Here is a 20224-nt window from a genome sequence, read left to right on the forward strand (position 1 = left end):
TTAGCCCGAGCCGCCGGCGGCGGATATCGGCGTCGGCGGGGTGGGGGCCGCGAAGCGGTGCATCCGGTTGCGGCCCGTCCGTTTGGCGATGTACATGGCCTGATCGGCGTGACGCAACAATATGTCCGCGGTGCTTCGGTCAGGCGGGCTCAGTGTGACGCCGATGCTGCCCGACACGAGGACGGTTTGCCCATTGGGCAGCGCGTAGGGCCGCGATACGCTTTCCAGTGTCCGCGAGAGGATCTTCTCGCACTCCTCCCACCCCCGCAGTCCAGCCAGGATGATCACGAACTCGTCGCCGCCCAGACGGCAGACGGTGTCGTGTTCGCGCACCGAGGCCTTCAGCCGGCGGGCGACTTCGCACAACAGCAGATCCCCGGCTTTGTGGCCGTGCGTGTCGTTGACCGGCTTGAAGTCATCCAGATCGAGATAGGCGACCGAGACCAGCGAGTCGTCCCGTCGCCCCCTGGCCAGCGCCTGCTCGAGACGGTCCAGCAGCAGCGCGCGATTGGGCAGATCCGTCAACGCATCGAAGTAGGCGAGGTGCTCGATGCGTTCCTGCTGGGTCTTGCGATCGGTGACATCGGAGAACAGATCGATGAAATGGCTGATCCGGCCGTTTTCGTCCCTGACCGCGCTGACCGTGGCCTGCACCGCGACCAGATCGCCACCGCGGTGCCGGTTCCAGATTTCCCCGCGCCAGACGCCCTCTTTGACCAAGGTTTGCCAGAACTCGCGGTAGAACGCGGCATCATGCACCCCGGATTTGAGCATCCGGGGATTTTTCCCTAGCACCTCCTCGCGCGGGTAGCCGGTGATCTGCGAGAAGGTTCCGTTGACGTCGATGATGTTGCCGGAGGCATCCGTGATCACGATGGCTTCCTGCGCATCGTGAAAGACCGTCGCGGCCAGACGGAGCCGCTCCTCCGAGGTCTCGCGTTGCGCCCGGGCCGTGGCGATGCGAAACCCCATGAAGGCCAGCAGGCCCGACACCAGCAATCCACCGAGTGCGATCATCTTCCCCCGGTGGTCGAGAAAATCGAACAGCGTCATGGCCCGAATGGGAACGAAGGTCAGCGTGATCGAACGGTCCGCCAGTGTGATCTGCTCCTCGACCCGATGCGGGTACTGCGCCAGCTCTGCCCGCAGCAGGCGGGGCTCTACCCGCACCTCGCTCGCTTTCCTGGACTCGTGAACGTACACCGCCCGCGCGTCGGCCCGAACGGTATCGAAGACATAGACATGCTGGCCCAGGTGGGATGATCGCGAGAATACCGCCTCGAACAGGTCACGGTAGCGATAGGTGCCGCAGATGAACCCGGCGAGCAGGCCGACGCGGGCGTCGGGCGTCACCGGAGGGAGGCCGCTCCGGTAGATCGGAGTCAGCAATCGGAACGCATGGCCCCCGGCTTCGTGCGGTACGTCGGCCAAGGTCGTTCGGCCCGAGGCTGCCGCTTTCTGAGCGGCCGCGGCGGCAGATGGATCGCTCGACAGGTCCAAGCCCGGCGCGCTCAGTTCGGTGCGTACCGGTTCCACGTAGCGGATAGCCAGCTGGAATGGTAGTGCGGCATTCTGCGCCCTGCGCGCCGGTTCCGTCGACGCGGAGAAATGCGTATTGGCTGCGCCGTAGTCTTTCCGCAAGGCGCGCTCGAAGTTCTGGCGCTCCGCCGGCGATACGCGCTGCAGGAGTGACATCGACAAGCGGGCGGTGGCGGTGCCCGCCTCGGTCTGTCGCACGAAGTTCCGAAACTCCTCGGCATCGATAGTTCCCGACGCCGCGAACAGCGCTCCGACGCCTTGCTGTCGGGTCAGCTCGACGAGATAGAGCGTCTTGACCTGTTCCGCCCGCTCCTTCGCGTTCGCGGCGAACTCCTCGAGGTAGATGGTCCGGTTGGTCCAGCTGTTCCAGGCGCAGAAACCCGCAGTGACCAGCAGGCCGATCAGGCCATAGCTCAGGCCTGCCAGCCGGGTGAGCCGCCGATGTCCGGGGGCGGGCGGCTTAGGCTGCGGTGCAAGCATCGACAGGCCTGCCGGCTCGGGTCGGATTGAAGGCGATGTGGGCCGGTGGCCTTGCGGGTCGCACGGGGTGGAGGCGTATCAGTGTCAGCAGCCCCAACGGAGCGATGCGGTGTGGACGGGCGCATCCCACAGGCGGAGCAGTTCGTCATCGAGCATCGTCAGCGTGATCGAACAGCCGGCCATGTCCAGTGACGTGGTGTAATTGCCCACCAAACTGCGAACGACCGCCACGCCGCGCCCGGTCCAGTACCGGCAAGCCTGTTCGTAGACCAGGTAGAGTTCCAGCAGGGGGGTCGCGCCCAGTCCGTTGACGTGCAGCAAAGCGGTCTGGCCAGCCGCGGGCCGCAGTTCGTGATGGATGGCCTCGGCGAGTAGGGCGACGATCTCCGAGGCGGTGCCGAGCGCACGGCGCTCGCGGCCGGCCTCGCCATGGATACCGACGCCGAGTTCCATTTCGTAGTCGGCCAGCGCGAACATGGGTTTGCCGAGGGCGGGTACCGTGCAGCTCGTCAACGCGACACCCATGGACGCGGTGGCTTGCACCACCCGATCGCCCAGTGCCTTGCAGGTTGCCAGGTCGGCGCCTTCCTCGGCCGCTGCGCCAATGATCTTCTCGACGATCGTCGTGCCGGCGACACCACGCCGACCGGTGCTGTGATTGGCCGGCAGCGCGACGTCGTCGTCGACCACGACGGTCGCAAACGGGCAATCGAGCATCTCTGACGCCATTTCGAAATTCATGATGTCGCCGGCGTAGTTCTTGACGACGAACAGCACGCCGCCGCCCGATTCGACCGCGTCCGCCGCGGCGACCATTTGATCGGGCGTTGGGGATGTGAAAATCTGTCCCGGGCAGGCCGCGTCGAGCATGCCGAGACCGACGAACCCGCTGTGTAGCGGTTCATGCCCGGAGCCGCCGCCCGAGATCACCGCGACCTTGCCAGTGCGGCCGGGCACCTTGCGCCGCAGGAAATGCGGGTGATCGTTGAGGACCACCAGATCCCGATGGGCCAGCGCGAAGCCGCGCAGACTGTCGTCGAGCAGGGATTCAGGGCGATCGATCAGCTTTTTCATGGCGGAGCCTCCGGCTCGGTTACGCGGCCTTGTGGGTGTTTACCACACCCGTCATTGTCCCAAAAAACCCTGCCAGCTGTGCAGCAGTGGCGTCAATGCGCGCCAGGACCCGCGCGGGACGGTTGTAGGCCGGTCAGGATCCCGTCCGAAGGAAGCGGCGCGCGACCAGCATCGGCCACCGCACCAGCCATTCCAGCATCAAACGGATGTGCATCAGCGTGAGCAGCGTATTGTCCCGGCCGTAACGGAAATGCGAGACACCACCCTCCGCCGCCGACAGGTAGCGGACCGGTGCCGGAAGGTTGACGGTCGGCACGCCGGCCCAGCTCAGGCGAACCGCGGCTTCCGGGTCGAAATCGAAGCGGCGCATCCAGACGGTCCGGTCCATGATCGCGAGCAGCGGCGCAATGGGATAGACGCGAAAGCCGAACAGGGAGTCCGCCGCGCCGGCGCCGAGTGTTTCGAGCCGCACCCAGGCATTCGAGATCCGGCGACCACGCACACGCAACGCGGGTGCTTCGGCGCCGAAGACCGGAACGCCGGCGATGAGCGCCCGCGGCGCGGCTGATGAACGGTCCATGAATTCCCGGATCTTCGACGCCGGATGCTGCCCGTCGGCATCCATCGTCAGCACGTGGGTATAGCTCTCCGCCGCGGCCAGCCCAAGCGCGTGATGGATCGCAGCACCCTTGCCGCGGTTCTCGGGGAGGGCGAGCACGCGGACGCCCGGATCATTCGCAGCCTGTGCGGCAAGGCGCCGGGCACTCCCGTCGGTGCTGCCATCGATGACGATCCACACTGGGCTCCATTCGGCGCGGGCGCGCCGGACGGTGTCGAGCAGCAGGTCGCCGGTGTTGAAGCTGGGGATGACCACGACATGCGTCGCCGACGGCGTCATGGCGACCGCGCCCGTTCGAATCGGTTCTCCAGGACCGAGCGCATATAGTCCTCGACGCGGGTGCGCAGGCGCCCGGAATCGTCATCGTGGGGAAATTGCATACCGAGGTCGACGCGATAGTGGATCGGGAATTCAGGTTTGCGAAACAGCGGCCAGCCGCGGCACAGATAGGCGCTGTCCGACCGGATGAACGCTGTCTGCACCGGCACCCGAGCCTGCTTCGCCATCAGCGCGAAATTGCCCTTGAACTCGTTGAGCGGCGGTGTCTTCGTTCTTGTCCCCTCCGGGAACACCAGCAACTGCCGGCCGGAGGCCAGGGCTTCCCGCGCCCGCTTCATCATCTCCATCGGATGGTCTGCGCGAATGTAGCCGGCCAGGCGGGCGCCGCCCCCGAGGAATGGGTTGTCCAGGATTTGCGCCTTCATGATGCAGACGACACGCGGCAGGCGGGAAACGATCAGTACGGCATCGAGCAGTGACGGGTGGTTCGCGACGATGATCAGCGGCTGGCCGCGCAGCCGGTCCAGTGCGGACAGATCGCAGTGCACGATCCGGCTCAGCTGCAGCAGTCCGACGAAGAAGCGGAACAGGGCCATCATGACCCATTGCCCGACGCGGTTCGCCAGGTCGCGCGGCAGGACCGCGCCAACCAGTGGGCTGATGGCGGTGTAGATCAGTCCGCCGGTGCCGAACACGAGTAGCGCACCGTACAGCACGGCCTGTTCGTAAGCGGATCTCAGCAGTTTCGGCAAGGTTCGAACGGAGTGACTGATGCGCATGCGTTTCTGCGGGACTGCGAGAGCCAGTGCAAAGTGGCACCCCGGGGCAGCAAAAGAGTACCCCTTTTTTTACGCGCTAGGCACCCTTGGCGGGCTCAAGGCACTGGGCGCCGTGCCCTGCGGGAGCGGGGATAAAGCGATGTCGGCACCAAAAGCGGTGCCATGAGGACTACGGCAACACGCCCTGGGCTTGATCTGCCGTGGGCTGCCGTAACGGGCGGTGGGTGTCGCAAGTTGGGGTCAGCGGCGGGCTCCGGGCGTCCCAACCGGGTCATCGACGACGTCGGCGGGAGGCGGGGAGGAACCTGGGCATTCCGCTTTCCCGCGGCCCAGGTCCCGGCTGATGTCGTTAGCTTCCCTGAATCAGGCAATTTCGGTCTTACGGGGCAGGCGGAGCCGGCAGCGGAAGGATCGGGCCTTTACGGATGTCGAGCTTGAACGGGAACACCCCCGCAGGCCCGGCCGGTCCACAATCCTGGCTGTTGCAGCTTCCGCCCACGGCCAGCAGATACTGTCCTTTGGTCAGCGTCTTGGAGAACGCGGCGGTGCCCGGCATCACGTAGGACAGCGTCGGGGTGCCCTTCTTCACCGTCTGGCCGTCACAGTTGATGAACGGCTGGTCGCCGGCATTGGCGTAGCCGACGAAGGCGATCGCGCCATCCCCGCCCGGCGTCTGTGGCTTCAGAAAGCTGCTCGATCCTTCGAGGCTGAGCTGGTTGTATTTGTGCGAAAGATGATTGGCGCCCACGAAGCTGCCGTTGGTCTTCCACATTGAGAACGCGGGCTTCAGCCTCTCATCGCCCGAGATCAACGTTACCTGCACCGTGGCGTAGTATGGTACCGTCACCGTGTACCAACGGGTGTTGTGGGCCCAGCCGCAATTCGGCGTCAGGCCGTTCCAGCCGTCCCAGGCGTAGTTCGGCGCAGTGCCCTCGAACTGAATGGCCGTCGGCTGGCCTTTCAGAGTACCCAGATCCACGATCACCTGGCTCCCGGGGATGGCCATCGCCGCTCCCGAGGCAACTGCAAGCGCTGAGCCGGCCATCAGAGTCGTGATCGCGTGGCGTAGTCCGCTGTTCATCTTTTTCATGTTCATACCTCTACTTTCGTTTGATGTCTGAATATTCCCGCTGCCGCATGGCAACGCGGTCCTTCACCACGGAAAGACCCGCAGCGCCCGTGATCGCGCCGAGCTTTATTCGGCCGATCGTCGCGCCAGACCCCCGGGCACATACAAAGCAACTATCGCGCCATAAGTATTTCCTAACGTCCGCGCGGGTCGAAGGGGGATTTGCCCGCGACTCGCTGCGGCAAATGCCGCAGCGTGCTGTGGTATTTCCCTGATTTGTTCGTGTGGTCACCTGGAAGTGAGAACTGACGGACCGCGTTTCGCCAGCCGGAATGCGCGCCAAGGGGCTGTCCTGCCGACCGCGTCTGGCTCGACGGTCATATCCTGAAAGCAGTATGAGCCTCGTCGAAGGGCCGTCTGCCCTGCTACCCGACAGTCGCCTCGACTGCCCTATTGCGGTTTGTCATGGTGAAACCCTCGGGGCCGAACGCTTCCTTGGCGAAGCGGTCGCGCTCGCCGAGCGTCTGCCGACGCGTTCGTGGGTCATCAACCTTTGTGCGAACCGCTACCATTTTTTGTTGATGTTCGTCGCTGCATTACTGCGCGGACAAGTCAGCCTGCTGCCGCATAACCGCACGGCGGCGGCCGTCCGCGCGCTGGTCGACGAGTACCCGGACGCTTATGTAGCCTGTGATGAGGCGCCGCCGGATGCCGGTGCCGTGACGTTCTTCGTCGGCCGGCCCGTCCGATGGCCTCGCGAGGCGCCGAATCCGCTGTTGGACGGGAGCCGGCCGGTCGCCCTGGTCTTCACGTCCGGCAGCACCGGCAAGCCCGAGCCGCACGAGAAGACGTGGGACATTTTCCGCCGCAGCGTCGATCTGATCGCCGAGCATCTGGGCGTCGCTTCGAGGGAGGGCCATGCCACCGTCGCCACGGTGCCCGCGCAGCACATGTACGGGCTTGAGACCACCATCCTGCTGCCGCTGCGCTCCCGGTGCGTCCTGACCGACCGGCCGGCGTTTTACCCGGCCGATGTCCAGTCGGCCCTGGCGGCGCTGCCGGCCCCGCGCATGCTGGTCACGACCCCGATTCACTTGCGAGCCTGTCTGGCGTCCGGCATCGCGCTGCCGCGGGTCGACCTGATCGTCTCGGCCACCGCGCCCCTGCCGGTGGAACTGGCGCGGACCGCCGAGGAGCGGTTCGGCGGGGTGCTGAGGGAGATCTACGGTTTCACCGAGGCCGGATCGGTCGCTACCCGCCGGACCAGCCGCGACGATCGTTGGACGCTGTTTCGGGGCCTCGAACTGGATGGCGTCGATGGCGGGTTACGTTTGCTCGCCCCCTACTTGAAGGGTCCGGTGCCGCTGCAGGACCGCCTGGAGTCGACCGGCGGCAACCAATTCCGATGGCTGGGGCGCCTTTCGGACCACATCAACGTGGCCGGAAAGCGCGCCTCCCTCACCGCGCTGAACGCAACGCTGCAGGGCCTTCCGGGCGTCGAGGACGGCGCCTTCTTCGTGCCATCGTCCGCAGGCGACGAGGCGGCGTCGACCGCACGGCTGATCGCGTTCGCCGTCGCGCCGCGACGAACCCGCTCGGAACTGATGGCGGAACTCCGCCAACATCTCGATCCCGCATTTCTGCCACGACCCTTGTTCCTGGTCGAGGGCTTGCCGCGGCAGGAGAACGGGAAGCTATCCCGCGAGGCGCTGGAGGCCCTCGCGGAATCCTGTCGCCGTCGGCGCTGAAGGGACTCAGAGCATCCCGCCGTTGATCGAAATGACCTGGCCGCTGATATAGGCCGCCCTGTTTGAAGCCAGGAACCCGACCAGACCGGCGACTTCCTCCGGTTCGCCGGCGCGGCCCATCGGCACGCGCTGCTTGAGCGTTTCCGCGGGGAACAGCCCTTCAGTCATCGGGCTACGGATGATCCCCGGGGCGACGACGTTGACGGTGATGCCGCGGGAAGCGACCTCCAGCGACAGCGACTTGCTGGCCCCGATCAAGCCCGCTTTTGCGGCCGCGTAATTCGCCTGACCGCGGTTGCCGGCCAAGGCGGCGACCGAGGCGATGCTGATGATGCGTCCCCAGCGCGTGGCCATCATCGGCAGCAGCAGCGGCTGGGTCACATTGAAAAACCCGTCCAGCGACACGTCGACGACGGCGTGCCACTGCCGCTGTGTCATCCCTGCCAGTGGCGCGTCGTCGTGAATCCCGGCACTGTTGACCAGCACCTGGATGGGTGTTTCCTCCGCGAGCGCACCCAGCAGCGTCGCGGTCCGGACCGCATCCGTCACATCGAACAGCAGTCCGTCCGCTCGTCCTCCGGCGGCACGAATGCCATCGATGAGATGGTCGAGCGCCGCACGGTTGCGATGAGCCTGGGCGAAGACATGCCAACCCGCGGCGGCCAGTTCGCGGCAGATCGCCTCGCCGATCGCACCGCTGGCGCCGGTCACCAGCGCATGTCGTGTCGGGCTATTCATGGTGTGCCGGTCGTTTGGGAAAGAGGATGGACAGGCGGCCATCGAGCAAGGCTGCCCCCGCCGCAGCGATGGAGAAATCGTAAACCAGCCCACCGTGGTCGGCGAGTTGGCGCTCGGCCTGGATGATCAGCTCCTCCGGGACATCGTCTAGCCGCGTGCGTGCCAGCTGTAGTCGCCTGATCCCGCCCAGGTAGCCGGGTACCGCAGCAGCGCCCTGTACACTCGCCCCCAATGCGGCATGCAGCGCGATGGCCTGCGCCGCATACTCGACACCGCAGACCGCATGCAGGCGACCCGCTACGGCCAGCGGGTTGGCCGGGTCGCGGTGCGAGGTCGCGCGGCAGCGGATGTGCCCGGTATCCCATTCGAGGACTTGGTCAAGCAGGCACATCGGGCCGGCGTGCGGCAGCAGCTGCGCGAACGCACTGCACTTCATTGGGCACACGAGACGACGACGCGGAGCACACCCGGTCCGCTACAGGGCAGATGAAGCAAGGCCGATGGCTCCTGCCGCGCGATGGCCGCGAGCAAGGGCAGTGCGCGCGCCGCCGGATTGCCGGCGCGCATCTGCTCGAGTACCCGGTCGGACATCACGGTCGGACCGCACCCGTCCGAGTCGTCGAAGCCGATGCTCAGCGAGACCGGACCCTTGCCGGAGGCCAGCCGCAGCGCCACCGCGAAGGGACACGATAGGGGCCGAAAGGGCGCGATCGGGAACGGGGGTGGCTGATCGAACGCCACCAACAGCACCTCGCCCGGGCTTTCGGCCAGCAGCGCGGCCGCCTCGATCAGACCCGCGGCGAAGCTATCGTCGTAGCAGGCCAGACTGGTCGTCGGCCGGTGCGAGCCGGAGGCGATGCTCCAGTAGCCGGATGCGGCGTTGTGGACCGAGTTGTGGAACTGCGTCGGTGATACCGTGCGCTCGGGTTCCGCGAGTTGGGTGAAGATGAGATCGCAGACATCGACCTCGCCGCCCGAGGACGTGAAAACGCTGGGGATGTCCCACCGCGAGCGGTCCGGGCCGGCAGCCTCCATGGCCGCTTCCAGCGCCAGGCGGGTCACGGCGGTCGCGCGTCGTCGCTCCGGGCCGCTGAGCGGGCTGCGACCACTTGGCTGGTACTCGGCGGGAACGTAGCGCTGTTCGCCGCGCAACACCGCGCTGGCTTGCTGCCAGTCGGTCAGGCCGGGCGCGCTGATGCCGATGCCGGCCACCTGAAGCCTCATCGGCGGAACAGCAGCGAGGCGTTGCTGCCGCCAAAGCCAAAGGAATTGCAGAGCATGTAGCGTGCCGCTGACTCACGGTTGTCGAGCAGGATTTGGCATTGCAGACGAGGGTCGACTTCCTGCGTCTGCAGCGTGCCCGGCAGCAAGCCGGCATCCAGGCTCAGCGCGGCAATGATTGCATTGACCACGCCGGCGGCACCGAGCGTGTGGCCAGTCCAACCCTTGATCGAGCTGCACCCGACGCGCTCTCCCAACAACGAGGCGATGGCGCAGTCTTCGGCGGCATCGTTGGCCAGTGTTCCGGTACCGTGCAGGAGCACGTGGTCGACCGCCTCGGGACACACTCCCGCCCGCTGCAGTGCATCCTTCATGGCCAGTCGCGCGCCCGCGCCTTCCGGATGCGGAGATGACATGTGGTAGGCATCGGCGCTCTCGCCGTATCCGATGAGCTGGACGCCCTGGCCTGCGCCCCTTGCCTTTTCCAAAAGCACGAAACCGGCCGCCTCACCGATTGAAATCCCGTCGCGACCGCTGTCAGCGGGCCGGCAAGGCCTGGCCGAGGTCAATTGCAGCGCGTGGAAGCCGTGCAGCGTCGTTCCGCAGAGGGAGTCGACGCCGCCGACCACGGCCGCGTCGCAGAAGCCGGCGTCCATCAGGCGGCTGGCGCTCGCGAACGCCTTGGCGCTGGACGAACAGGCGGTCGAGATCGCTGTCGCGGGCCCGTCCAGGCCCAGGCAGCGCCGCGTGAAGTCAGCGACGGAGAAGGTGTTGTGCACCGTTCGATAGCGAAAGTCCGGCGGCAGCGCCCCCGAGGCCGCGTCGCGGCGGCGATACGCGGATTCCGATTCGAGGATGCCGGATGTGCTGGTGCCAACGATCACGGCGATGCGGTCGCGACCATAGCGCGCGGCGGCCGCGGCGACGTGTTCGGAAAAGTCGTCGCCCTCCAGAGCCATCGCGGCGAGGCGATTGTTGCGGCAGTCATAGGCGCTCAGCGGGGCCGGTAGCGGCCGGTCTTCGATGCCGGGGACGCGACCGATCCAGGTGTCCAGTTCGATCTCGGGGAAGTCGCAGGGACGCAAACCTCCCTGCCGCGAACGTAGCGCGGCCAAGGTAGTTTCGGCCTGGGATCCGATTGCGGAAACCAGCGAGTAGGCGCTGATACGGAGGGGGGTCATGAGACGCGTAAGTGTTCACGCCTGCGACTCGCGGGAGCGGGCCGGGGGGGCGAGACACGCCGTGAATCCGTCCCTGGAGGCTCGACTGCGGTTTCCCTCCCGCAGACGGTGTCTCCCTCCCGGCCCACTCCCGCCGCCAAGCAAGGGGGGTGAATGGTTAATGCGACGCGCCCGCTGTGAAACCAGTCGGGCTGCGCCGGGCGGGGTCTGGCGCGGGCATCCATTGCTGGCGATTATGCCGAAACCCGGGGCATTTGTCCCCGCCGGTCGTCTCGGCCCGCAGCCGGCCCCGCGCTTTCAGCCTGTCGGGTCAGTGCTCCGGTTCGATGCGGATCTCGGACCGGTCACCGTTCGCTTCCTCGATCCGGATCGATTCGATACGCGGGCCGCTGCCATGCACATAGACGACCCGGACGATCTCCGCGTAAGCGGCGTCGCGAGGGACCAGGGTCAGTACCCAGCGCCGCTCCGACCCACCGAGCGTCGCGATGAAGAGGCGCCTGAGGGTTTCGGCATTGCCGGTCAGGGGGGCCCGGATGCTCTCGATTGCCGCCAGCAGTGGCGGATGATCCGACAGATGAACCGTGCGCGGTGAGTCGGCGGAGCCATCCTCTATGGTCAGTCGGTCGCCATCGATCCGCAGCGTTTCCTTGCGCGGTGCCAATAGCTGCTTCTCGAGGATATCAGGTCGTCGGAAAGACAGACGCCCCGACGACCTGAGCGGCGCCGCGACGATCTTCAGGGTACGGATCTCGCTGAACCGCGCAGTGCCTTCGGTGCGAGTTGCGAGCGTGCCGAGCAGGGCGTCGAGATCCCACGTCCGGGGTGGAGCGGGGTCGGCTGCCCAGGATGCGGCGCTGAGCAACGTCAGGGCCAGAGGCAGGCGTCGGCTAGGTCTAGCCATCCCAGAAGTCATAGAAGTTGAACCAGTTGTAAGGCGATCCGCGGCACAAATCCTCGAGGCGCCGGGCGTACTGCTGGACGACCTCGGCATTCACGGGCAACGGCTCGGTGCGGAAGTCCGCGAGCAACTCGAAATGCACGGTATATTCGGCATCGCCGCTGTGCGTGCAGGCGAATAACAGCAGAGGTACCCGAAACAGTCGGGCCAGTCTCGCCGGCGCTTCCGGAAACCAGGCCGGACTGCCAAGAAATTCGCAGGCGACACGCTTCTCATCGCGCATGCTGCGGTCGCCGAGCAGCGCCACGCAGCCGCCCGCCTCCAGGAATGCGGCGACGTCGATGAAGGTGTCGGGCCGGCCCAGCGCGATGATGCCATCGCTCAGCGACGGATTGATGCGGCGAAAGAGGCTCATGATCCGGCTGGCGTTATCGGGATACATCAGCGCACGGATCGACAGCCCCTTGTCGACGACGGCCAGGGTACGCAGCAGGTCGACACTGCCGTAATGGGCGCCCACCAACAGACAGGGCTGGCCGGTCGCGATGAAGCCTTCGAGCAGTTCGAAGCCGCGGACATCAAGGCGGAACAAGGACGCGCGTCCCGCGTAAACGAACAGCCGGTCGAGGATGGTCTGCGCGAACGTGTGGTAGTGCCGGAACAGATCGCGCGTCTGCGGCGGGCGGGTCAGGACGCGTGCCAGGTACTGCCGGGATGCGGCGCGCGCAGTGTCTGAGAACACTAGGAAGTAGGCCGTGATCGGGTACAGCAACGCGCGGGCGACCGGGCGTCCGACATGCAGTGCGATCCAGACGATCGTGTTGATCCAGAACGTGTTGCTACGCTCGCGCTGCCGCAGCCAGTGCGGTGCGGTCATCGGTGTCATTCCCGCCCCCGCGACCGGCTCAGACACTCGACGCGGACGTGATGTCGCCGTGGGCGGCAACCCGCGACCCGACGCGGCATACGAAGCGATAGTGCCCGGGTCCACGCGCTTCGATCTCTATCGAGCAGCTGTCCCCAGGCCGCAGCGGCGCCAGAAACTTCACGTTCGCAAGACCCATCGGTGCAGACATGCCCTCACTTTCCTCCAGCAACTGGAAGACCCGTTCCAGCAGGGTTACCCCGGGCAGGATCGGGTCGCCCGGGAAATGACCGGGAAGTGCCGGGTGGTCCGGAGCCACGGAGAACCGGGTCAGGGCAAGGGGTAGGGACGACTCCGTCATGGGCATGCCAGGGGTGGGGCCGGAATCAAGCACGCAGCGGACAGCTGCAAACGCCGGGCTAGGCTCCCGCGCAGGGCCTCAGGCCGCGATGCGGCGTTGCTCCACCGTTTCCGCCAGATTGCGCAAGGAGGCAAAGGTGCGCACGGTTTCGGGGTCTTCGGATCGGATCTGAAAGCCATAGGACTTCTTGATGGCGACCGAAAGTTCGAGCATGTCGATCGAGTCGAGACCAAGGCCTTCACCGTACAGTGGCGCCTTCGGGTCTATCGATTCCGCGTCGACTTCGAGGCCCAGCGTCGCAACGATCAACCGGGCGAGTTCGAGTTCGAGAGGACTCATAAGGTCATAGCAAGACGAAAATTACGGCATGCGGTCCGGGACATCCCGCCACGGACGAACCGCTCAAGCCAGCAGGTCGATGATACCTTCGATTTCGACCAGGAGCGAGCGGCGGCAGATCTCGCCCTGCAGGAACAGCCGCTGGACATCCGGCCTCACCGCGCCGCTCAGCAGCGCTGAGGCCGCTGCCAGATCGGTCTCGTGCCGGAGGTAGACCGTCAAAAGTGCGCCTGAGCCGGCGTCCTGCAAACTCAGGCCCAGCGGCTGGAGCAGCGCGTCGAGGTTGCGCAAGGTCTCCTGGACCTGCTGCTCCAGCCGTCCTGCGTGCAGGCTGCGGTGCCCCCGGATGCTGGCGGTCCCGGAGACATGCAGGCATGGGCCGGCAGCGTCGGTAATCATACGGGCGCGGGAGAACGCCGGACTCCTGGGGCCATACTCGGGCGGGTAGCGATAGGCCTCGTCCTGGCGGATGTTGGACAGTGTCGATCCGGGGCTGCGGGTCGTCAGGAAGGCGACCCTCAGCCCCGGGTGTCGGGTGCCGATCGCGCAGGCGGCGGGTAGCGCCGCATCGGGGATCCGCCCCCAAGCATCCAGCGCCTCCCTGCGGCCGATCGAGAACGCCTGATAGACCTCGAGGCCGTTCGGCGCGGCATTGATGTCGGGCAGATAATGCCAGACGCGGCTGAGATGCGGGAAACCCAGCTCGGCCGACGCGCGAAGCAGAGTCTGATAAGCGTGGTAAGTGGCTGCGCCGATGTCTGGCGCCGTTGCCGTAGGGTCGGCCAGAACGCCGAACAGGCTCTCGCCGTCGTTTCGACACGTGAGGTCACCAATGTGGAGGGCTTCGGTCGGCGCTCGGCCCAACAGCACGACGCAAGCCGGATCACGGGTCAGTGGGCTTAGCGGTACGTCGCAGATGGGCCATGGAGCGGGCGCCGCGGGGTTTCGAACATCGGCATAGCGCAACACGCCGAGGATGCGATCGCGTTCTCCGGCGGCGAGGCGTTCCAGATCGCGATCGGCCAGCAGACGCCAGGTGCGTGCATCGTTCGATGCCGAGACGAGCAGCGGTTTGCGGCGCGGGCTAGCGGGAGTCTCCGGCATGGGTGGTGGATTCCGCGCGGAGTTCAGGTCCGTCCACGTTTCGGCGACGCTGACGGTAGGCCGCCAGATTGACGCGGGGTGCGGCAAGTACGTGGAGGTAATAAATGACCCTGAAGAGACCCAGTCTCGCGTGAATCGAGGTTTTCCCGAACAGATCCCCCGCCAGCAGGGACACCATGGCATCGCGGATCCGGAACATGTTCCGGGGATTCGTGACCAGATGCCGCATCGCCGGTGTCGTGATCCGGTAGATGAACCAGGAGAAGGTCTTCAGGCCTCTTTTCAGACGGCGCTGATGCGCGGCCAGGTGGGCCGCCGCGCGCGAGGGCTCGCGCAGCGCAGCGTCCACCGCGTCGGCGCCGGCAAAGGCCCCGCTCAGGGCGAAATGGACGCCGGTCGAAAATACCGGATCGATGAAGGCAAAGGCGTCGCCGACCATCAGATAGTTTCGGCCGTACATACCGGTGGACTGGTAGGAATAATTGCCGGTGGCAGTCACGTCGGAAACCAGTTCGGCCTTCGCCAGCCGCTCCTGAACCTGGGGTTGCAGGGCGATGGTAGCCATGAAGAATTCATCGACCGGCACCCGTCGGCTTTTCAGGTAGTAGGGCCAGCAGACCGCGCCGACGCTCATGATGTCGTCGCGCAACGGGATCATCCAGAACCAGCCGTGCTCGAACCAGTAAATGCTGATGTTCCCCTCGGCCCGGCCCTCGCGCCGCTGGGCGCCCCGGAAGTGCCCAAAGATCGCCGCGCTGTTGTGCTGTCTGTTACGGGTCTTGGTGGCCAGACGGGTTGCCAGAAACGTGTCGCGTCCGGTGGCGTCGACGAGAAAGCGGGATTGCCACTGGGTGGCCTGGCCCGATGGATCACGCGCAACCAGCCGGCAGCTGTCGGGAGCATCCAGCTCGACCGATTCGACGCGCCATCCCTCCTTGACGGCCACACCATGCGCGGCCGAGTTGCGCAGCAGCAGCTCGTCGAATTCCGAGCGCCGGACCTGGAAGGCGTAGGGTGGGTTCGGGTCAAGGGCTTCGGCAAACGGGAACTCGACAAAACGGCCGTGTTCGCTCGACCAGAACTCGGCGGCGTGTTTGGTGACACCGATTCGGGCCACGTCGTCGAGCACGCCCAGCTGTTCCAGCAGGGGTAGCGTTCTCGGCAACAGCGACTCCCCTATGTGGAAGCGCGGGTGGCGGTCCTTCTCGAATTGGACGACGGTCCAGCCTTTGTCGGCGAGGCGCGTAGCGACCGCCGAACCGGCTGGTCCTCCGCCGATTACGGCGACGTCGAAATTCGGCAGATGCGGTGCTGCCGCCTCGGCCGGGCGTCCGGCGGGAGCGGGACCATGATCTTCAGTGAACATGAGCGCCCTCGGATTATGGCTGCATCGAACGGCATCCGCGGCGCTCAAGACGCCGCGTGTCCACGAACCCTTCCCGTGCCCAGCTGGGCGTCACTTCGAGCATCGCGTGCACAGCGCCTCCTGAAAACCGTCATCCGTCGCCACCGACATCAGCGCGCGGTCGAGCGCGTGATCGACGGTTTCGCGGTACGCCTCCGCGCTGCCGTGATGCCCGTAATTCTGCGCGGTGCCGGTCTTCCGCTCGGACCAGCAGGTGCGTCCCCGGCCATCGACGACGGTGGCGTCGATGACGACTCGCGCATCGTAGCCAGCGTTGACGTGCACGTTTTCGTTGATGAGGACCTGATACAGGCTCAGCGTGACGACCGGGGCTCCAGCCGTGGTGGTCCGGACCCCCGCCTGCCGGAATATCTCCCGTGCTGCGGACCGAACCCAGCCTGTCGGGTCGCCGGTCAGGCTGATCGGCTGCGGTGCCACCGCTCCGCCCTCCAGTGTCCGTTTTCCCACCACGGATCCCGGCAGCCCGTTCTTCGCGACGACCGACGAGGCCACCGCGCAGCTTTTGACGAGCGAAACTTCCGACGGGTCGAGCATCGACTTGTAGGCCGGGGAGAAACTCGTCGGTGCAATCGACTTCTGCGCGCAGGACAGGATCAGCAAACCGACGCCTGCCAGCAGTGCGTTCACGCGATGATGCATGGCCTTGTCCTCCGAGGGATCCAACCGCTCGCGGGATCATAACGGAGGCGGCCAGCGCTGCGCAAAGGGGGCGAACGGCCCGGTCAGCCGCGGCTCGCCCGTTCCCGGAAAATGTCTGTCGATCACCAGTAACGGTTCACGCCTCCCCCTCGCGGGAGCGGGCGGGGAAGCCGAGACACGCCGTGAATCCGTCCCTGGAGGCTAGCCTGCGGGTTCCCGCCCGCAGACGATGTCGCCCTCCCGGCCCGCTCCCACTTCCCAGCAGAGGGTGGGTGAATGGTTACGAGTCACTATGGGGAAGCTACGGCTCGTATCACGGCTTGCTGCGATACAGGGAAGATAAGCCAGGATGACGCCTCGCGAAAGTTGCCTTGGTCGCTTAGGGGCGTTCCTCAAGAATCTCGGCGGTGCTGGAGAATGAGATGCCGGTTGTCGCCGCGGCGCCGATCATGACGGCCTCGATGTGCGGCGACGATACGGCCTCCGCACTTTCCCAGGCAATCAAAAAGCTGGCCGCCGTTCCCCCCGAGCGGTCTGCGCCGCTGATCACATAGTCGGTCGAAGCCATCGGCGCCAGCAACCGCGGTTCGTCCAGGTAGGAACGGACGAATCGCCCAGCCGTATCGAAATAGTCGACGCGAGTGATTTTTACCGGATTTCTGCGGTCGGTGTTGCGGACGGTGACTGTTGCCGACAGGTTCAGCGTATGCCGCCGATCGCCATAGGCAATCTCCGAATAAATCGGCACATAAAGCAGCTGGCTGCGCGCCAGACGCGTTCGGGTCTCGCCTGCCGCGATTGCCGGATCGAACGACAGTGCGGCCCACAGCAGTGCCAGCCCAAGCGGAGCACCTGACTGCGACCGCCAGTGCTCCTGGTTGGCGGAGCCCAACGTGCCGCACGCTGTGATGGGTAGCGGCGGCACGTGCCGGCCGATAATGCGATCCACGAACCGGATGATGGCCGCGGTCCGTGCGCTCCGTGATTCAGCTCCACCGGTAATCATCATGGGCGCCTGAATGAGATGAAGGGGATGAGCGGGCCGGGGCGTACGGACGCCCGCCGGCGACGCTGTGGAGCCCGCGCAGCCCGCCCCATTAGACAGCAAAAGGAACCGGACGAACAATGGGTGTCTGTGCCACAGGTCCGGGGGTCTTAGGAAGGTGACGCGCCGTCGCTGCCGCGGTCGCATTTCGCGGTGCACAAGGGGATGCGTCGGAGACTGACGCCTGGAAGCGACGCCGGCCTTTGTGTCAGCCTCTTGGCTTGAGCCCAATCATCCGCCCCCGAGCAGCCGAAACACGGCCTTGGCGGCAGTAGACTCCGGACATGGCTCCTCAGCGCCGCTCCGCGTGAGGCGGCGCTGAGGAGCGCGGTGTCTGAATAGGTCTCTTAGCGTCTCGCCAGCTTGAGCCGGATCCCTTGGCCGACGCGGGAGGAACAGATCAGCGAAACCGTACCACTGCCCCGACGGAGGCAGCCGATGGCGTTGCTCGTCGTGTTATCAAACACCGGGTTGGTGTAGACGGCGCTTGCGACGTATTCGTTGGACCTGAGCGTGATCGCACCCGTCGTTCTCAGGAAGACGGCATACATTTCTCCGTTGATCGGGTTTCGCGAGTAGACCACGCTGGGTGAGGCATAACTGTTGGGGCTCGTGTAGGTCAGGGACGCCGCGTTGAAGAATCGGGCGGTGAGCGGAACCTCAGCGAGGTTGTCGAAGTTCGGTATGGCTCGTAGCAGCTGCAGCGTGTTATTGAAGACGAAGGTCCCATTCGAGTAAGTCTTATCGACCCCCATTCCAACGATATAACTGAACCAGGAGCCCTGCCTGCCTGCGATACCCGCAACCTCCAGGTGTTCGCGCAAGAAATCACTGAACGGGGGGAATTCCTGGTGAGCCGTGCTCACATGAATGCGATCGGCCGGGATGAAGTTGCGGGGCGCCCCATTGGCCTGATACGAAAACGCCGGTCTACCGGTCTCCGGATCCGTGCTGTTCGCTCGCTGGTCATGCCCGCCCTGGGTACCGCGCTCGAGATAGTAAGCATCGAGCCGCAGGCTGCGGTCCGCATACCAGGCGCCGTACGTGTTGCCGGAATTACTGTTATTGATCTGGTACATATTGGCCGCGACGAAGTAGGGATAGCCCAGGGGCGATGTCGCGCTGTGCAACGCGGCCGTGATCCGCTGGAGCAGCGCTTTCTGGCCTTCCTTCCAGGTATTGTAATAGCGCCCATCCTGCCGCACGTCCCTGTTGGCGCAGCTGTTGTCGGGCGGGGTCCGGGCAATGTCGTCGAAGGTGGTGCCCGAGAAGTCGCCGTTGATGATCGCATTCGTGTAGCCTTGGGCCAATTGCTCGACGACCCAGCGATTCTGCAGGTTGGCGAAGGCCCAGATTCCGCCGGGCGCGCTTTCCAAGGCATAAAAGGCAGTTTCGAACTGCGCCCTCGTTGCAGTAGGTGACAGTACCACACTGCCCGCACGACGGCTGCAGCCAAAGACCGACAAGAGCTCCATGTCGGCCCGACTCATAGAGATGAAATTGCCGACCGTGGCTCCCGGCCGTATGAAATTACCACCGTAACCATTCTCGGCTTCCGGCCGATAGCGGAGCCGGTTGGTGGAGAAGTCGAATATAACCGGGTAGAAGGCACCGTTAAAGTCTTTCGAAACGCCCAGATGGTCGAATGCTGGATCCTCCGCCCGCCCTCGGTTTACCGTGCTGTAACCCATAGCCACCGCATGTCTTTCGGCGCGCGCCCAAGTCGGGCTGGAAAGCTGACGGGGCGAATAATTCCGGCTCCAGTTGTGTATGTGGTGATGTAGGATGTCCTGTGGGGCCGTATGTCCGGCGTCGGCAAACAGTGTCGCGAGTGTCATACCGATGGCGAGGGAGGCAGTGCGTCGCATCATGGTCTTACCTTTCTATCAGAGGAGTCTGGGTTATTAGCCGAGTTATTGGCCAAGTGGCCGCGGATGACTTTATCCAGCGGCAATAATGTTCTCGGATTTACCTAACGGCTCTGCCGGGCCCGTTAGAACTCACTGCGCGCGATTGGGGCGGATGCCCTGCCGCTTTGTGTTTCGCTCTTGGCTCTTTCGGCTTCAACCTTGAAGCAGCGAGTTGATGTGACTGAGGTCAAGCACGAGTCGTACCAGAAAACAAGATCCGCCTGTTTCCCAGGGTTTCCAGGTGCCACATGACGGACTGGGGGGAGAAAGCTCCCCGAAAGTGTCGGGTAGCGGCGACAGTGGCCCGGGCGGCCTGTCCGATTTGGGCGACACCCTTGATCGAGTCGGATGGGCAGACGACGGCAGATCCGGTCGCATCGAGCAGGTGGATGGCCGGTTGCGTGGGCCGTCAGCGGGTGCGGGACGATGGCGGGCGGCCGATACCACCGCGGCTGCAGTGCGGCCAAAGACCGCCGCGAGGCTGAAACGCACGATCTGGTGTGTCGTGGGATGAGGACCTGCGGGAGAGCGCCGATCTGCAGCCGCCGGCAACTCATGCCCCGGTTGCTCGGGTGCATCAAGTCGGGCCAAGGCCCCATTCCGATATAGGGCAGAAATCCGTTTACCTAGGAGAATCTCCCTTCACAAACCGAGGTACCAGCCGATCCGAAAACCCGGTCATTACCGATTTCCATTTGTTCTGTATGGCAATATTCTGAGTGTGGGGAAGTCCACGGCCTACGCCAAGCGGCAGTACGATGCGGCTCGACCTCAGATTAATGCTCGTGATGAAGCTTGGTGACTGTTCTTTCAGCCGATCGAGGGTGTGACGCAGCCCGGGCTTCGCGAGCCATGATCGGGAGGGGGCAGATCATGACCCCCTTGCTTAAGCCAGAGCCGAGATCGA

General features: G+C 65.2%; 19 protein-coding genes. 1 reads left to right on the forward strand and 18 read right to left on the reverse strand.

Annotated elements, in window-relative coordinates; translation table 11 throughout:
• From ACW73L_RS09070 to ACW73L_RS09090, 5 genes are all read right to left on the reverse strand, one after another.
• Positions 1–2019, reverse strand: coding sequence for a sensor domain-containing diguanylate cyclase (locus ACW73L_RS09070; RefSeq protein WP_498921521.1), 2019 nt, complete (start codon positions 2017–2019; stop codon positions 1–3).
• Positions 2020–2103: 84 nt separating this feature from the next.
• Entirely contained in the window at positions 2104–3093 is a 990-nt protein-coding gene (gene dhaK, locus ACW73L_RS09075) for a dihydroxyacetone kinase subunit DhaK (protein WP_498921523.1), read from the reverse strand.
• Between the two features lie 133 nt (positions 3094–3226).
• A complete protein-coding gene (locus tag ACW73L_RS09080) occupies positions 3227–3991 on the reverse strand; it encodes a glycosyltransferase family 2 protein (RefSeq protein ID WP_498921525.1) in 765 nt (254 codons plus the stop codon).
• Positions 3988–4770: a lysophospholipid acyltransferase family protein gene (locus ACW73L_RS09085; RefSeq protein WP_498921526.1), complete on the reverse strand. Its 783-nt coding sequence runs from the start codon at positions 4768–4770 to the stop codon at positions 3988–3990. Before ACW73L_RS09085 ends, ACW73L_RS09080 begins: the two co-directional genes overlap by 4 nt.
• A 379-nt stretch (positions 4771–5149) precedes the next feature.
• Entirely contained in the window at positions 5150–5866 is a 717-nt protein-coding gene (locus ACW73L_RS09090; RefSeq protein WP_498921527.1) for a hypothetical protein, read from the reverse strand.
• 368 nt (positions 5867–6234) lie between these two features.
• On the opposite strand from ACW73L_RS09090, the gene ACW73L_RS09095 reads away from it, so the two are divergent.
• The gene (locus tag ACW73L_RS09095; RefSeq protein ID WP_498921528.1) at positions 6235–7587 is read left to right on the forward strand and encodes an AMP-binding protein; all 1353 of its coding nucleotides are present in this window, start codon (positions 6235–6237) and stop codon (positions 7585–7587) included.
• 6 nt (positions 7588–7593) lie between these two features.
• On the opposite strand, the gene fabG is transcribed toward ACW73L_RS09095, so the two are convergent.
• The 13 genes from fabG to ACW73L_RS09160 form a co-directional block, all read right to left on the reverse strand.
• Positions 7594–8325 (reverse strand): 3-oxoacyl-ACP reductase FabG, encoded by a 732-nt coding sequence (gene fabG / locus ACW73L_RS09100; protein ID WP_498921530.1) that lies wholly within the window; start codon positions 8323–8325, stop codon positions 7594–7596.
• Positions 8318–8761 carry a hotdog family protein gene (locus tag ACW73L_RS09105; protein WP_498921531.1) on the reverse strand — a complete coding sequence of 148 codons (444 nt, stop codon included), beginning with the start codon at positions 8759–8761 and terminating at the stop codon, positions 8318–8320. Before ACW73L_RS09105 ends, fabG begins: the two co-directional genes overlap by 8 nt.
• The gene (locus ACW73L_RS09110; protein ID WP_498921533.1) at positions 8758–9549 is read right to left on the reverse strand and encodes a beta-ketoacyl synthase chain length factor; all 792 of its coding nucleotides are present in this window, start codon (positions 9547–9549) and stop codon (positions 8758–8760) included. Before ACW73L_RS09110 ends, ACW73L_RS09105 begins: the two co-directional genes overlap by 4 nt.
• Positions 9546–10727: a beta-ketoacyl-[acyl-carrier-protein] synthase family protein gene (locus ACW73L_RS09115; protein WP_498921535.1), complete on the reverse strand. Its 1182-nt coding sequence runs from the start codon at positions 10725–10727 to the stop codon at positions 9546–9548. The genes ACW73L_RS09110 and ACW73L_RS09115 overlap by 4 nt, the downstream gene beginning before the upstream one ends.
• A 310-nt stretch (positions 10728–11037) precedes the next feature.
• Entirely contained in the window at positions 11038–11631 is a 594-nt protein-coding gene (locus ACW73L_RS09120) for a LolA family protein (protein WP_498921536.1), read from the reverse strand.
• A complete protein-coding gene (locus tag ACW73L_RS09125) occupies positions 11624–12505 on the reverse strand; it encodes a lysophospholipid acyltransferase family protein (RefSeq protein ID WP_498921538.1) in 882 nt (293 codons plus the stop codon). Before ACW73L_RS09125 ends, ACW73L_RS09120 begins: the two co-directional genes overlap by 8 nt.
• A gap of 28 nt (positions 12506–12533) precedes the next feature.
• Positions 12534–12854: an ApeI family dehydratase gene (locus ACW73L_RS09130; RefSeq protein ID WP_165370286.1), complete on the reverse strand. Its 321-nt coding sequence runs from the start codon at positions 12852–12854 to the stop codon at positions 12534–12536.
• Between the two features lie 78 nt (positions 12855–12932).
• Positions 12933–13193: a phosphopantetheine-binding protein gene (locus ACW73L_RS09135; protein ID WP_498921539.1), complete on the reverse strand. Its 261-nt coding sequence runs from the start codon at positions 13191–13193 to the stop codon at positions 12933–12935.
• 63 nt (positions 13194–13256) lie between these two features.
• Positions 13257–14297 (reverse strand): chorismate transformation FkbO/Hyg5 family protein, encoded by a 1041-nt coding sequence (locus ACW73L_RS09140; protein ID WP_498921541.1) that lies wholly within the window; start codon positions 14295–14297, stop codon positions 13257–13259.
• A complete protein-coding gene (locus tag ACW73L_RS09145; protein WP_498921543.1) occupies positions 14278–15663 on the reverse strand; it encodes an NAD(P)/FAD-dependent oxidoreductase in 1386 nt (461 codons plus the stop codon). Before ACW73L_RS09145 ends, ACW73L_RS09140 begins: the two co-directional genes overlap by 20 nt.
• 90 nt (positions 15664–15753) lie before the next feature.
• The gene (locus tag ACW73L_RS09150; RefSeq protein WP_498921545.1) at positions 15754–16362 is read right to left on the reverse strand and encodes a hypothetical protein; all 609 of its coding nucleotides are present in this window, start codon (positions 16360–16362) and stop codon (positions 15754–15756) included.
• 379 nt (positions 16363–16741) lie between these two features.
• Positions 16742–17368, reverse strand: a complete 627-nt coding sequence (locus ACW73L_RS09155) for a DUF3124 domain-containing protein (protein WP_498921546.1) — start codon at positions 17366–17368, stop codon at positions 16742–16744.
• A gap of 386 nt (positions 17369–17754) precedes the next feature.
• Positions 17755–19278, reverse strand: a complete 1524-nt coding sequence (locus ACW73L_RS09160; RefSeq protein WP_498921548.1) for a hypothetical protein — start codon at positions 19276–19278, stop codon at positions 17755–17757.
• Positions 19279–20224 lie beyond the last annotated feature (946 nt).

This window comes from Methylolobus aquaticus (assembly GCF_054172105.1).

Coding starts and splice junctions, on each gene's coding strand:
- ACW73L_RS09070 (WP_498921521.1), bottom strand. CDS start 2,019: ATGCTTGCACCGCAGCCTAAGCCGCCCGCCCCCGGACATCGGCGGCTC.
- dhaK (WP_498921523.1), bottom strand. CDS start 3,093: ATGAAAAAGCTGATCGATCGCCCTGAATCCCTGCTCGACGACAGTCTG.
- ACW73L_RS09080 (WP_498921525.1), bottom strand. CDS start 3,991: ATGACGCCGTCGGCGACGCATGTCGTGGTCATCCCCAGCTTCAACACC.
- ACW73L_RS09085 (WP_498921526.1), bottom strand. CDS start 4,770: ATGCGCATCAGTCACTCCGTTCGAACCTTGCCGAAACTGCTGAGATCC.
- ACW73L_RS09090 (WP_498921527.1), bottom strand. CDS start 5,866: ATGAACATGAAAAAGATGAACAGCGGACTACGCCACGCGATCACGACT.
- ACW73L_RS09095 (WP_498921528.1), top strand. CDS start 6,235: ATGAGCCTCGTCGAAGGGCCGTCTGCCCTGCTACCCGACAGTCGCCTC.
- fabG (WP_498921530.1), bottom strand. CDS start 8,325: ATGAATAGCCCGACACGACATGCGCTGGTGACCGGCGCCAGCGGTGCG.
- ACW73L_RS09105 (WP_498921531.1), bottom strand. CDS start 8,761: ATGAAGTGCAGTGCGTTCGCGCAGCTGCTGCCGCACGCCGGCCCGATG.
- ACW73L_RS09110 (WP_498921533.1), bottom strand. CDS start 9,549: ATGAGGCTTCAGGTGGCCGGCATCGGCATCAGCGCGCCCGGCCTGACC.
- ACW73L_RS09115 (WP_498921535.1), bottom strand. CDS start 10,727: ATGACCCCCCTCCGTATCAGCGCCTACTCGCTGGTTTCCGCAATCGGA.
- ACW73L_RS09120 (WP_498921536.1), bottom strand. CDS start 11,631: ATGGCTAGACCTAGCCGACGCCTGCCTCTGGCCCTGACGTTGCTCAGC.
- ACW73L_RS09125 (WP_498921538.1), bottom strand. CDS start 12,505: ATGACCGCACCGCACTGGCTGCGGCAGCGCGAGCGTAGCAACACGTTC.
- ACW73L_RS09130 (WP_165370286.1), bottom strand. CDS start 12,854: ATGACGGAGTCGTCCCTACCCCTTGCCCTGACCCGGTTCTCCGTGGCT.
- ACW73L_RS09135 (WP_498921539.1), bottom strand. CDS start 13,193: ATGAGTCCTCTCGAACTCGAACTCGCCCGGTTGATCGTTGCGACGCTG.
- ACW73L_RS09140 (WP_498921541.1), bottom strand. CDS start 14,297: ATGCCGGAGACTCCCGCTAGCCCGCGCCGCAAACCGCTGCTCGTCTCG.
- ACW73L_RS09145 (WP_498921543.1), bottom strand. CDS start 15,663: ATGTTCACTGAAGATCATGGTCCCGCTCCCGCCGGACGCCCGGCCGAG.
- ACW73L_RS09150 (WP_498921545.1), bottom strand. CDS start 16,362: ATGCATCATCGCGTGAACGCACTGCTGGCAGGCGTCGGTTTGCTGATC.
- ACW73L_RS09155 (WP_498921546.1), bottom strand. CDS start 17,368: ATGATTACCGGTGGAGCTGAATCACGGAGCGCACGGACCGCGGCCATC.
- ACW73L_RS09160 (WP_498921548.1), bottom strand. CDS start 19,278: ATGATGCGACGCACTGCCTCCCTCGCCATCGGTATGACACTCGCGACA.